Origin of the sequence: Clostridioides sp. ES-S-0005-03, assembly GCF_020658455.1 — a bacterium.
Taxonomy (GTDB): domain Bacteria; phylum Bacillota; class Clostridia; order Peptostreptococcales; family Peptostreptococcaceae; genus Clostridioides.
This window is the reverse complement of the sequence record NZ_JACVWI010000003.1, coordinates 358339-371279: the sequence shown is the minus strand read 5'-3', so window position 1 is coordinate 371279 and position 12941 is coordinate 358339. Positions and strand designations below refer to the sequence as shown.

The window sequence follows — 12941 nt, the reverse complement described above, 5'->3', positions numbered from 1 at the left end:
TAATCTACACTATATTTTAAGAGTTATACACTATATTTTAAGAGTTATACACTATATTTTTAAACTATATAAATAATAATCGAAAAAATTACTAAAAATACTTACAAATATGATATTATTAATTGATTAATAAAATAGAAAATTTTTCATGAAAGGTAAGATAATAATGGATTTTAAGAGCTTAGGAATTAGCGAAAATACTATAAATATTATAAAAACATCAGGAATAACAACACCTACACCTATACAAAAAGAAAGTATCCCCTTAATAAAATCAGGAAAAGATGTCATAGCCGAAGCGCAAACTGGGACAGGTAAAACACTGGCTTTCCTGCTTCCGATATTTGAGAATATATCATTAGATGTAGATGATATACAAGTACTTGTACTGTCTCCAACTAGAGAACTTGCTATTCAAATAACAGAAGAAGCTATAAAACTTAAAGAATCTAAGGATATAAATATTCTAGCAGCTTATGGTGGAAAAGACATTGGTTCTCAGATAAAAAAACTAAAAGGAAATATTCATATGATTATAGCTACACCAGGTAGACTTCTAGACCACTTAAATAGAAAAACAATTGACCTTAGCAAATTAAAAACTTTTGTTTTAGATGAAGCAGACCAAATGTTGCTTATGGGATTTAAAAATGAAGTTGAAGCTATTTTAAAAGAAACTTCAAATAAAAAACAGACATTATGCTTTTCTGCAACTATGGATTCTCAAGTTAAAAAATTAGCTTATAGATATACAAAAAATCCTGTTGTTGTTTCTATTGAAAAAGAAGAAATTACTCTTACTAATATAAAGCAGGAAGTAGTAGAAACTACAGATAGAAAGAAATTAGATGCTTTATGCAGTGTTTTAAATGAAGACAATCCTTTTATGGCTATAATATTCTGTAGAACTAAAAGAAGAGTTGACAACCTTGAAGAGGCTCTTGCTATACGAGGATATAATTGTCAAAAGTTGCATAGTGATATTGCACAATCAAAGCGAGAAAGAATAATGAAATCATTTAGAAATTTAGAAATACAATATTTAATAGCCACAGATGTAGCTTCTCGAGGTCTTGATATATCTGGAGTAAGTCACATATATAATTACGATTTACCAGAAACGCCTGAAGACTATATTCATCGTATTGGTAGAACTGGTAGAGCTGGAGAACAGGGTTATACTTGTGCTTTTATTGACCCTAAAAATGAGAGAATGTTAAGTGAAATTGAAACAGCTATAGAATCTAAAATTAATAGAAGAATTATAGAATTATAATATATAAGGCAACTATCAAATAATAAAACATATTTTCAATATTTATTGTATAAATAAAGACAGTATAAATAAAAATTGAATAAAGTCATAAATAAAAATGTATGCGTACTTATCCTAGATAAATTCACATACATTTTTATATTTTACTTTATTTTCATATCATTTCATTTTAATAATATTGTTAACATCATTTTAAATTTTTTCTGCTATTAATATTATATTAATTTTTCACTTAAATCATCATTAATGAATCTTTTCTAGACCATCTTTTTATACTTAAACTACTAATTTATACTATAAATTCTCAACATTCTCATCTAAATCAGCTGGCCACTTAGCCTCTGGATGTTCTTTGGCAAATTTCTTATTCTTATAGTGACCTAATGTTAGAAAAGGTATAACTATAGTGAATAGACCAAGATAGCCACAATACCCATATCCATACTTAACTATGTTACTTAACCCTGTCAAAGATATAAGCATTGATACTACCATTATTGCACATGCTGTAAATACTCTTCTTTTCATTTTTGAAGAAAGGAAAGAAAGTGCTTTATGGTCTTCAAATCTATTTACAAGACCAAATATTGTAGTTACTCCTGTAGACATCAAACAAAGGAATAGTGCTACATTATAAATTATGTATATAGTGTTATTTCCAGATTGACCTGCAACATAAAGAGTAGGAAGAGTTGTTTGCCCAGCAGCAGTAAATTCTCTATACCATCCCATTAACATAGTTACAGCAAGCCCCAACGCAACTGCATTCATAACAAATGAAACTAGCATTGCTTTAGTAGCTTCTTTGGAATTTTTAAGAAGTGGTCTTGAACAGCTTGCAAGTGTAGGTATAACAACTGATTGGAATCCTGCATAAATAAGAGTATTAAGTATTGGCTTAAAGTATCCAGGTGTGAAGCTCGTTTTATTTGAAAATATTTCAGATATTTCTGGTACCTTAGCTTTTATACCCACTATGAAAATAGTAAGAGTACATACTAATATAGCTATTGTCATTGCTGTTGCTGCTTTAGATACAAGCATAGCTCCAAATATAGTAAAAACAAGAAGTACAATTCCGATAATAAAGACAGCTATAAAATAATTAATTCCTATACTTTGGAAAACTGCTGCTGCACCTGCTATAACAGCACTTACAGCTATTAAAACCATTAAATAATAATATATCTCCCATATTATTTCAAGCTTTGGATATGGATTCCAAAGTTCACAAAATAAGTCCTTATAATTCTTACAATTATTATTATTATACATTATAATAACTTCTCTCATAGTGGCAGTAAGTATAATCATTGCTAAAATTGCCATGAGTGGTGCAATCCATCCATATTGCACATAATACTGTGTTTCTTGATTACCTGTAGCAAACCCTCCACCTGCATGCGAACTAAAAAGAACACTTGCAACTCCAAATATAGCTAGAATAGAGCCTGTTGCTTTTGCTTTTTTTACATTTTTTTGCATAAAATCATCCCCTCTAGAAATAATAGTAAAAATTTATAATTTAACATACATTTGACAAAAGAATAACATTTTTGTCAAGTTAATTCAACCGTAATTTTTCTAAAAATTTACAATTTTAATTTTTTTATTTCTAATTAGGTAAATTTTATATATTTATTTTATTATTATGAATTAATAATATTTTTATATCCTGTTATTTTATATGAAATCGTTTTTACAGTGTTAAATTTTTTACAAATCAATTTCTATAATTAGAAAATACTTAACATACCTATAATGGTCATAATTATTTATTACTGTATTTGCGTTCTTATTGAAATCATTAAGATTTATATATAAAAATAAATTTATATTTAAAATAATATTGTATTTAGATAAACTAATTTAATTTATTTCTCTTATATCATTATTATTAATACATGATATAATTATCTACTAATGAAAATACTAAATAATTAAAAATAACTCTTCTTTCAACAAATTAATACTATACATTTCTATTTATCTTAAAATAAATACATAATATAAAAAAGATACTTTCTTTTAGAAAGTATCTTTTTGCTTTTAATTTATACACCTGTAGTTGTTGTTAATTCCCTTAATTTTTTTAAATAAAATTTATTTTTCCAAACTCATTATTAATATACTATATATTTATGGTTAATCCTACTCCAACTTCATTTACATTTAACATTTCATTCATCTTGGCTTTTACCTTAAAAGAAACACAGTGACAAGGATACAACATTTTTATTTCTTCTTTTTTTAAATATTGAATAGTACTATCTAGTCTATCATCCAATTCAAAAAGATGAAAACCACCCAAGATTCCAGCAATTCTATCATCACCACATAATTTTTTGGCATACTCCACTATATTACAAATTCCACTATGAGAACATCCTGTAACAATAAAAACACCTTTATCGGTCTTACATGCTATAGCTGAATCATCTAAAACATAATCATCCTCCCATAAATCTTCTGATTTATATTTTCCTATTTTAGCTCTTTTTTCAAAATTATTTACAGATGGAATCTCTCCTAAGAATATACAATTTTCACTTATCTTAAAAGGTTTGTTAGTTGGTTCATACATAAAAGTATTTCTAACTTTCTCAATAGAAAATGGTGCTCCTATATTATCCTCCCCACATTTTTTAGGTTCAAAACAATTAGGGTGTGCTATAAGTTTAACTTTAGATAAATCATATTTATTTTCTAAAAATTGAATACCCCTTGTATGGTCATTATGTCCATGAGAAAAAATAATATGAGTCAAGTCACCTAAATCTATATCCATTTTTTCAGCATTTGATATAAATATTTCTGAATATCCTGCATCAAATAAAATTCTATTTCCATCAATTTCAATATAGTAACTAACTGCTGGTTCTCCAACAAAGTATCTATCAATATATGTATTATTATCAACGAGAACTTGTATCTGCATTTTTTCCATACTAATCACTCCTTAAATTGTTGTTTAGTTTAATAGTACGATATTACAAGGTATTTTACAATTTAATCTCTCCAATTTTCACATTAAAAAAGAGAATTCTATAATATAAAATTCTCTTTTTATAAAATCTATTTTCTTTTATAAACTCATATTTTTAAATAGTTTTCTTTATAAAATTTATACATGTTGTATATTCGTATAATTTGATATTTCAGAGTTAACTGTATATAAATCATCAACGCTCAAATCATGTATATCTTTATGACCAGAAATTCTAGCAAAAGTCTTAAGTTCTTCTAGACTAACATTTAAGAAATTTGCCACTCTATTTGCACTATTTTCTATATGTAATCTTTTTCTTAACTCCTCATCTTGAGTAGCTACTCCTACAGGACACTTACCAGAACCACATATACGATATTGTTGACACGCTGCTGCCATAAGTGCAGAACTAGCAATAGCAATTGCATCAGCTCCCATAGCTATAGCCTTAGCAAAGTCAGTAGATATACGAAGCCCACCTGTTATAACTAAATCTATATCTAATCCATGTGTATCTATGTATTTTCTAGCACGATAAAGAGCAAATATTGTTGGAACTGAAGTTGCATCCTTAAGTAACTTTGGACTTGCTCCAGTAGCTCCACCACGTCCATCAATAGTCATAAAATCAGGTTTAGCATAAGCTATAAATTCCATATCTCTCTCAATGTGCCCTGCTGAAATTTTAATACCAATTGGACGTCCTTCTGAAACTTCTCTAAGTTCATCTACAAGTTTCTTTAAGTCTTCTTTTGATTGTATTTCTTCAAAACAAGATGGGCTTATAACATCTTGCCCCACAGGTTTATTTCTAACTTTTGCAATTTCTTCAGTTACTTTTTCACCAGGAAGATGCCCTCCCATTCCAGGCTTTGTTCCCTGACCAATTTTTATCTCTATAGCATCAGAATTTTTAAGATTTTCTTCAGTTACACTATATTTGTTTGGTACATATTCAAAAATATACTTATATGAAGCTTCCTTTTCTTCTGGTAATATACCACCTTCGCCACTACACATAGCTGTTTTATTTTTAGCTGCACCTTTTGCTAAAGCTATTTTTAACTCTTTAGACAAAGCACCAAATGACATGTGAGAAATATAAACTGGATTTTCTATTACCATAGGCTTTTTTGCTTTTTTTCCTATTATCGTTGTTGTATTTACTTCATCATGTTCATTTAGCGGTAATGGATTTAATTGAGCTCCCATAATTAAAATATCATCCCAAGAAATTACTGGTAGTTTAGTTTTCATAGGCTCTATTATAGACTTTCCTGTAACAGCCATTTCATGAATTATATCCATATGTTGTTCAACTTCATCATCTCTTCTTAAATATGTATTTAAATAATTTAAATCGCCTGTTTTTTCACTACTCACATCAGATTTTTCTTGAACAGATGCTTCTATTTTATTTTCTTTCTTTTCTTCACCTTCAAAATACACTGTACTTATTTTTCCAAAATAACTACGACCCTTTGTACATACAGGACATGTCCAGTCTTCACTTAACTCATCCCATGTTTTATCATTTTTAGATTCATCATAAATATATCCACAAACACTACATTTATAAATTGACATATTATTTTCTCCTTATACGCTATTAATCTCAAAATAAATTAAGATTTGAGATTATATAAATTTATAGGAGGCTATTTTTATAGAAATAAATTTCTATTTTTTAGCCTCCTTTTTAATTCAGTTTATTTAAATATTACAATTCAGCTTTCCATAATCCATGTAAATTACAATAAGCATATGCAGATATTACTTTATCGTCATCATTCAAAGCAAATTTAACTACAGGTTCTCCATCTACTGCTAGACATTTACGTTGACCACCTTGTTCAGTCATAAGATACACCCATGCTATATGATGTTCTTTAGTCATTGGATGAGCAACACTACTCACTTTAACAGTAACATTATTTCCATCTACTTCAATCACAGGCACATGTTTTTCAACTGCTGCATCTGTTGTATTAGGAACAAGCTCTTTCATAGGCTTTCCACAACAGAAAACAGGAACACCTGCACTGTGTATCATCCCTATAAGATTACCACAAGTCTCACATATAAAAAATCTTTTTTCACTACACATAAACTCACCTCATTAATTATTTTTAGAATTTGAAAAGTTAACCTACTTGACTACACTTTCTACAATTATTACAAATCCCTTTAAAACTTATGTTATAAGATGTTATTTTTATGTCTGTTTCTTCTGATATTGATTCTTTTAAATTGCTAAGAATTTCAGATTCTAAATCGTACACCTCTCCACATACTTCACATATAATATGATAGTGATTTTCTATTCTACCATCAAATCTATCTGGATTTCCTGGAATACTAACTTTTTTTATAAAACCATGTTCTGTTAGCTGAGCTAAATTTCTATACACAGTCCCTAAGCTTAAGCTCGGATTATCTTTTTTTAGACTTTCATACAAACAATCAGCAGTAGGATGAACTGGATTATTTAATATTTCATTTAAAATCAGTTCTCTTTGTTTAGAAAATTTCATAGTTAACATTCCTTTTTAATTATAATAATTTTTAATAGTTTTCAGCTTTTATATTGAAATAAGCTTTTGGATGGTCACATACAGGGCATTTTTCTGGTGCTTCAGTACCTACATACACATGACCACAGTTTTGACATTGCCAAACAACTTCTTCTTCTCTTTTAAATATTTTTCCTTCATTTAGGTTTTCTAAAAGTTTTAAGTATCTTTCTTCATGTTCTTTTTCTATTCTTCCAACAGCTTCAAATAAATAAGCTATTTTGTCAAATCCTTCTTCTCTAGCTTCTTTAGCAAATGTTGCATACATGTCAGTCCACTCATAATTTTCACCTGCTGCTGCATCTTTTAAATTTTCTTCTGTTGAAGGCATTCCATCATGTAAAAGTTTAAACCATAGTTTTGCATGTTCTTTTTCATTGTTAGCAGTTTCCTCAAATATAGCAGCTATTTGATTGTAACCTTCTTTTTTAGCTTTTGATGCATAGTATGTATATTTATTTCTTGCTTCTGATTCCCCTGCAAATCCTGCCATTAAATTCTTTTCTGTTTTAGTTCCTTTTAAGTTCATAATTAATTCCTCCCCTTTTTAATAATAGTAATGATTACTATTTCTATATTTATATAGTATATTAATTTCCACATTTTGTCAACTATATATAATATTATTTTTTTTATTTAAATATTCTCATTTTCTAATATATTATTTAACATATAATTTTTAGAATTATATTCTGGATATAAATTTGGTATCAGTTCTGGATAAAATGTTTCTACAAACTTAACCCAAACTGGACAGCAACTTGTAAATTTAGTGATTTATCATTCTTTGTTATAAGCTCTATTAATTCAGATGCTTCTTCCATAATGGTTAAATCAGCTGAAAATGTAGTATCAAATACATAATCTGCCCCTAATTTTCTTAAAGCAGAAACCATCTTTTCTTCAACATATATTCATCCCTAAGTATTGCAAGATTGTCCTTTTCAATAGGAATTCTAACTTCAGTAAATGAGTGTTTCATCTAAATATTGTCTAATAACAAATATAATTTAATCCTCAATATTAAAAAAGCTTCAAGTAAATACTATTTACTTGAAGCTTTTCCTATATTTTTAAGATTAATTTAAATCTATTAAAATTTCATTTACTATAGATTTTGCATCACTTATTATATATTTTGGTTCGACCTCATAAAACTCCCTATCTATAAATCTATCAATCTTTTCTATACCCTCTATAGAATCACTTGTAACAAATAACACTATAGATGCATCTTCTATATCATACATAGAAAGTTCATTTTTTATACTTCCATCGTTTTGAATTTCATAAACTAAGTCAAACCCTAAAATATTTGCAGCTTCTTTAAGAGAATTTGAACTTTTTTCACTTTCACAAACTGCTGCTATTTTTTTATTCATATTTCAGATACCTCACTAATTCTACTCCGGTACAATCATTACTATACACTTTGCTTGTTTAACTACACTTGCTGTTACTGAACCTATCATTCGTGTTAGACCTTTTTTAGTAGATTTTGTCATAACTATAATATCTACATTATCTTCTTTTGCTTTTCTAATTATTTCATCTCCTGGATAACCAAAAGTAAAATGAACTTTAACATCATACTCTCCCATTATCTCTGCTGCTCTGTCCAGGATTCGTCTTCCTAAGTTCTCAGAATTCTTTATCTCTTCAGCTAGGGATATGCCATCAATAAATACTAGTTCTTTTACATTCATTATTTCCACTTCGACTTCATCTTTTTTGAATATTCCTTGTATAAATTCCAAAGAATGCATACTTCTTTCTGTTCCATCAATTGGTACTAATATTTTCTTTTTATTCATGTCACATCTTCCTTTCTTACGTTAGAATAATTAAGTAAAATATATATTTTAAGCTATAAAAATATATAATAAATCTTTACTCTAGGAATTAATATTAAATATTAATAATATATATAATAATTTTAATATTTATTATTGTGTTAATTTTATAATATTTAGCTAATAGTGTCAATGAACAAAATTGTAATTAAAAAAATAAAGGGTATTAAACTGTAAAAGCATTTTCTCTCAATAAATCCCTTAAAATTTCCTCTGGAACAGGTTTAGAAAAATAATACCCTTGTAAATATTCACAATTCATAGACTTTAAATCTTTAGCGTATTCAATGGTTTCAACACCTTCTGCTACAGCTTTCATATTTAATTTATTTATAAGAGATATAATAGTTTCAACTGTGAGTTTATGCTTACTATCTTCATTCATAGACCAAATCAGACTCTTATCTAACTTAATTACTGAAAATGGTAAGGAAAGCATATTAGTAACTCCAGAATAACCTATCCCAAAATCGTCAAGTGCAAATTTAACCCCTAAAGTAATTAATTTTTCCATTGTCTCTCTAATTATATTAAATGAACCTGATGCCACAGTTTCTGTAATTTCAAGTTTAAATTTATTTGGTGACACTTTGTATTTTTTCATAATATCAAACAAATCATCAGCTAAATTCTTTTGCATGCATTGTACTACAGAAAGATTGACAGCTATGGTATCTAACTTTAAATCTTCAAAATCATCACTAGCTATAAATTTACACACCTTCTCAAAAACCACTAACCCAATTGAATTAATAAGACCTGTCTGCTCTGCAATTGGTATAAATTCATCTGGTGGTATAAACCCTAACTCTTTATGTTCTAGCCTAATCAAAGCCTCTGCTAAAGCAAATCTATCTTTACTAGTAGAAAATATAGGCTGATAATATACATCAAAGCCATCATTTTCTAGAGCTTCTTTCAAACAATTTTTTATTATATGTTTTTTCTTTATCTTTTCACTTATAGATGCATCTGCATAAATAACTTGTCTTGATTCAGAGCGTTTTGCTTCATGTATAGAGAAATCAATTGCAACTATAACATCTTCTGTCGTTTCAGCATTTTCTGGAAAAGAAACAACTGCAATACTAGTTGATAAGTTAAAACTTATCTCTTCTATTAGCCATGCTTTTTTAAATCTTTCTTCTATCTGTTTAGTAATTTTCTCTGGAGATATACCTAACTGGCTATTAACAACAATAGAAAATATATCTCCTCCTATTCTATACACATGATTTACATCATGAATATGAATCAAATATTTACCAACCTCTTTTAATGCAATATCTCCATTTTTAGTTCCAAAAGTTTCATTCATAAATTTGAAATCATCAAGAGCAATTGTAATGATAAATCCTGATTGTTCAGTATTTATATTTAAATCTAGTTCTTGAATAAAGGATTGTCTATTAAGTACACCAGTAAGGTCATCAATGATAAGACCTCTATTCTGCATGGAGAGATATGTCAAGAGCAAACTACATGCACATGCTGTTCCTGTAAGAAGATACTGTAAAAAAATTGCCTGCAAAATAATTGCTATAATTGAAACTATGAGAAAACCTCTAATAGCCCATATTTTAGATTCATGCATTGCTTTTTTGTATTTAAAAGATAAAAATGCCGAATATATTGCATAAAAGAAAAATGATAAAAAAGTTGCAGCATATCCATAACCACGTACATAACCTGTTTCTTTTGACAGTCCAAATAAAATGTGTGTAAAAGGATTAGTTATAGATAGAATCATACAAATTATAAGTGGTATAGATAAAAATAAAAGCTTTTTTTTCATATATCTAATATCTTGATAAATAATAGCCATGACATAAAATAATACAAGAGCCGCTGGTATTGGCAATAAAAATAAATATATTTGATTCAATGAAGCAGTTAAAAAAATCGGAAGTTTGTCTATATTATTTAGACAAAGTGAGCCTAAAACATTTGAAATTATGAATAAAAATGAACAAATTAAAAGTGCACAATATATTTTATTTTGTAAAGTAGGTATAAATTTACTTTTAAAAAAGTATACCATCAAAAAAATAACTATAATTGCAGAAAAAATTTCATATTCTATATGCCATACCATAAACTTACCTCACTATTATCGTTTAATTTTATCTATTTTATTTAATATAATATGTTTACAATCATATTATAATTCATATTGATAGCATATTGAGTAATTTTATGGAAAATTTTTATTTGTATACAATTTTTACCTTAAATCCCCATTAAAACATTAAACTTATTTCAAGCATTGTTATGTATATAGAAATTAAGCAAATAATTCTTTTGCTTTTGTAGCAATTCTTTCTCCAAATATTACAGCTTTTTCGTCTTGTATTTCTGGTCCTTCAATTGAATGTACATGTCCTAAATGTATAAATGGTTTTCCTAAAGAGCCACCTCCAGAGTACACAAGCATTCCCTTAACCATTAAATGCCCTACTATAGTAAGAATTGCTACATCAGGACCTCCACAGACATAGTCACATGTAGCAAAAACTGCTCCCAACTTGCCAGCTAGATTTATCTTTTTTGAATCCTCATCAAACCATTTTTTTACTTCCCAAGTTGTATTAGCTAAATATGTTGGTGTTCCAAATATTACTGCTTTACTTTCATTTAAATACTCTGTATCAATACTATCTAATCTCATAAGTCTAACTTCTATTCCGTCTACCTTTTTAGCACCATCTTCTATTAACTTAGCTACCCTTTCTGTGTTTCCACTTCTTGTTTGATACAATATTGTAATTTTCAATTTCAATCCCTCCTTAATGTGTAATAAAAATAATTTATTATATGTCAAATTATAGCACTTATTTTACTATCCTACAAAGAACTATCCAATTATTATTTAATTAACTATTTTATATTAAAAAATCCCCAAACTCACCTTTAACTTATTTATTTCAATCTCAACTATATCTGATATATCTTCAAAAGACATGCCTCTATCATGAAGTTTTCCTGCAATTTTGATTTTTGCATTTTCTTCTCCTTTTTTAATCAAAGCTCTATTTTCTTTTTCTATTACATTTCTAACGTATCTTTTTGCAAATGGCTCATTGCCATCGCATAAAACTTTATATTTTTCTTTATCTCCTTTGACAAAACTAAGAGCTCTTTTATCTTGTTTAACAGCCTCTGTGCAAATTTCTTCTGTTTGTTCTTTCACAAATTTTAGAGCCATTCCATATTGTCTCACTGCTTTCAAGCATATTCCAACAGTCTGTTCCTTTACAAACTCTAAAGCCATACCGTTTTGTCTTACTGCTCTTAGACATATTGTTTCTGTCTGATTTTTTACAAACTTCAAATCAAGCCCATTTTGTCTTACTGCTTCCATACATATTTCTTCTGTCTGATTTTCCACCCATTTTAGGTTATAACTACATTGTTTAACTGCTTCCATACATATTTTATCTGTTTGATTTTTTACCCTTGCTAATCCAAATTCACTATTTCTAACTGCTTCTATACATATTTCTTCTGTTTGCTCTTTTACAAATGCTAAAGCTGTGCCATTTTTTTCAACAGCTCTTAAACATAATTCTTCTGTCTGATTTTCTATATATTTTAATGCTGTTCCATCTTGACTAAGTGCTAACATACATATTTCTTCTGTTGGATCTTCAACAAATTCTAACATTCTCCAATCTTGCTTGACTGCTTCTATACATATTTTTTCTGTTTGATTATCAACACACTTTATTGCATTACAATTTTGTTTAACAGCCTCCAGACATATCTTTTCTGTTTGATTTTTTATGTATATTAAATTTAATCCATTTTGCTTTACTATTTCTAAATACTCATCTTCTGTTTTATTGTCAAAGTCATCATTATCTATTGATTCAAATATATCATTTTTATTCTCTTGCATATTTTAAGTTCACTCCTTATAAATTTTATAAAATTCAATAAATTTACTATCATTTTTATTTTATCAAATAATATAAGAATTTTTCAGTCTTGTTTTTTTTTATAAAATCATTTGTGTGTTAAAAAATAAATTAATTGCTTTAATTCCAGTATACAATACCCAAAATATGTGGTATATTTTAACTATAATATATTTTTATATATTACAGTTGAGATATTTAAAGTTAAATTTATATAAAATACCTTTATTTATATATCATCTTTATTTATATATCATTTAGATTGGATATATTTTTTATTTTCTTTTTTAGTTTTTCGGGTTAGTAAGGGGTTAGTAATTTAGATTTTCATAG

14 protein-coding genes are annotated in these 12941 nt (G+C 27.6%); 1 reads left to right on the top strand and 13 read right to left on the bottom strand.

The window, feature by feature from the left end:
* The first annotated feature begins 148 nt into the window (after window positions 1–148).
* The gene (locus IC218_RS14405; RefSeq protein WP_227863168.1) at window positions 149–1276 is read left to right on the top strand and encodes a DEAD/DEAH box helicase; all 1128 of its coding nucleotides are present in this window, start codon (window positions 149–151) and stop codon (window positions 1274–1276) included.
* 294 nt (window positions 1277–1570) lie between these two features.
* On the opposite strand, the gene IC218_RS14400 is transcribed toward IC218_RS14405, so the two are convergent.
* The 13 genes from IC218_RS14400 to IC218_RS14345 form a co-directional block, all read right to left on the bottom strand.
* Window positions 1571–2761 (bottom strand): hypothetical protein, encoded by a 1191-nt coding sequence (locus IC218_RS14400; protein ID WP_227482974.1) that lies wholly within the window; start codon window positions 2759–2761, stop codon window positions 1571–1573.
* A 646-nt stretch (window positions 2762–3407) separates the two neighbouring features.
* Window positions 3408–4223 carry an MBL fold metallo-hydrolase gene (locus IC218_RS14395; RefSeq protein ID WP_227824745.1) on the bottom strand — a complete coding sequence of 272 codons (816 nt, stop codon included), beginning with the start codon at window positions 4221–4223 and terminating at the stop codon, window positions 3408–3410.
* A 177-nt stretch (window positions 4224–4400) separates the two neighbouring features.
* Window positions 4401–5852: a glutamate synthase-related protein gene (locus tag IC218_RS14390; protein ID WP_227433361.1), complete on the bottom strand. Its 1452-nt coding sequence runs from the start codon at window positions 5850–5852 to the stop codon at window positions 4401–4403.
* A 133-nt stretch (window positions 5853–5985) separates the two neighbouring features.
* Window positions 5986–6372: a desulfoferrodoxin family protein gene (locus IC218_RS14385; RefSeq protein ID WP_227433362.1), complete on the bottom strand. Its 387-nt coding sequence runs from the start codon at window positions 6370–6372 to the stop codon at window positions 5986–5988.
* A 37-nt stretch (window positions 6373–6409) separates the two neighbouring features.
* Window positions 6410–6799: a Fur family transcriptional regulator gene (locus IC218_RS14380; RefSeq protein ID WP_227433363.1), complete on the bottom strand. Its 390-nt coding sequence runs from the start codon at window positions 6797–6799 to the stop codon at window positions 6410–6412.
* A 31-nt stretch (window positions 6800–6830) separates the two neighbouring features.
* Complete coding sequence (rbr, locus tag IC218_RS14375; protein WP_227433364.1) at window positions 6831–7367, bottom strand: rubrerythrin; 537 nt, start codon at window positions 7365–7367, stop codon at window positions 6831–6833.
* Between the two features lie 107 nt (window positions 7368–7474).
* The gene (locus IC218_RS22245; protein WP_413926929.1) at window positions 7475–7615 is read right to left on the bottom strand and encodes a [Fe-Fe] hydrogenase large subunit C-terminal domain-containing protein; all 141 of its coding nucleotides are present in this window, start codon (window positions 7613–7615) and stop codon (window positions 7475–7477) included.
* Window positions 7570–7734: a [Fe-Fe] hydrogenase large subunit C-terminal domain-containing protein gene (locus tag IC218_RS14370; protein ID WP_413926625.1), complete on the bottom strand. Its 165-nt coding sequence runs from the start codon at window positions 7732–7734 to the stop codon at window positions 7570–7572. The genes IC218_RS22245 and IC218_RS14370 overlap by 46 nt, the downstream gene beginning before the upstream one ends.
* Before the next feature lie 183 nt (window positions 7735–7917).
* The gene (locus IC218_RS14365; protein ID WP_227433365.1) at window positions 7918–8220 is read right to left on the bottom strand and encodes a PTS sugar transporter subunit IIBC; all 303 of its coding nucleotides are present in this window, start codon (window positions 8218–8220) and stop codon (window positions 7918–7920) included.
* 21 nt (window positions 8221–8241) lie between these two features.
* Window positions 8242–8652, bottom strand: a complete 411-nt coding sequence (locus IC218_RS14360) for a universal stress protein (RefSeq protein WP_227433366.1) — start codon at window positions 8650–8652, stop codon at window positions 8242–8244.
* Window positions 8653–8857: 205 nt separating this feature from the next.
* Window positions 8858–10786 carry an EAL domain-containing protein gene (locus tag IC218_RS14355; protein ID WP_227433367.1) on the bottom strand — a complete coding sequence of 643 codons (1929 nt, stop codon included), beginning with the start codon at window positions 10784–10786 and terminating at the stop codon, window positions 8858–8860.
* 189 nt (window positions 10787–10975) lie between these two features.
* Entirely contained in the window at window positions 10976–11464 is a 489-nt protein-coding gene (locus IC218_RS14350) for a flavodoxin family protein (RefSeq protein WP_227433368.1), read from the bottom strand.
* A gap of 114 nt (window positions 11465–11578) precedes the next feature.
* Window positions 11579–12589, bottom strand: a complete 1011-nt coding sequence (locus tag IC218_RS14345) for a DUF4116 domain-containing protein (RefSeq protein WP_227433369.1) — start codon at window positions 12587–12589, stop codon at window positions 11579–11581.
* Window positions 12590–12941: the final 352 nt, after the last annotated feature.

Coding starts and splice junctions, on each gene's coding strand:
- IC218_RS14405 (WP_227863168.1), top strand. CDS start 149: ATGAAAGGTAAGATAATAATGGATTTTAAGAGCTTAGGAATTAGCGAA.
- IC218_RS14400 (WP_227482974.1), bottom strand. CDS start 2,761: ATGCAAAAAAATGTAAAAAAAGCAAAAGCAACAGGCTCTATTCTAGCT.
- IC218_RS14395 (WP_227824745.1), bottom strand. CDS start 4,223: ATGGAAAAAATGCAGATACAAGTTCTCGTTGATAATAATACATATATT.
- IC218_RS14390 (WP_227433361.1), bottom strand. CDS start 5,852: ATGTCAATTTATAAATGTAGTGTTTGTGGATATATTTATGATGAATCT.
- IC218_RS14385 (WP_227433362.1), bottom strand. CDS start 6,372: ATGTGTAGTGAAAAAAGATTTTTTATATGTGAGACTTGTGGTAATCTT.
- IC218_RS14380 (WP_227433363.1), bottom strand. CDS start 6,799: ATGAAATTTTCTAAACAAAGAGAACTGATTTTAAATGAAATATTAAAT.
- rbr (WP_227433364.1), bottom strand. CDS start 7,367: ATGAACTTAAAAGGAACTAAAACAGAAAAGAATTTAATGGCAGGATTT.
- IC218_RS14370 (WP_413926625.1), bottom strand. CDS start 7,734: ATGGTTTCTGCTTTAAGAAAATTAGGGGCAGATTATGTATTTGATACT.
- IC218_RS14365 (WP_227433365.1), bottom strand. CDS start 8,220: ATGAATAAAAAAATAGCAGCAGTTTGTGAAAGTGAAAAAAGTTCAAAT.
- IC218_RS14360 (WP_227433366.1), bottom strand. CDS start 8,652: ATGAATAAAAAGAAAATATTAGTACCAATTGATGGAACAGAAAGAAGT.
- IC218_RS14355 (WP_227433367.1), bottom strand. CDS start 10,786: ATGGTATGGCATATAGAATATGAAATTTTTTCTGCAATTATAGTTATT.
- IC218_RS14345 (WP_227433369.1), bottom strand. CDS start 12,589: ATGCAAGAGAATAAAAATGATATATTTGAATCAATAGATAATGATGAC.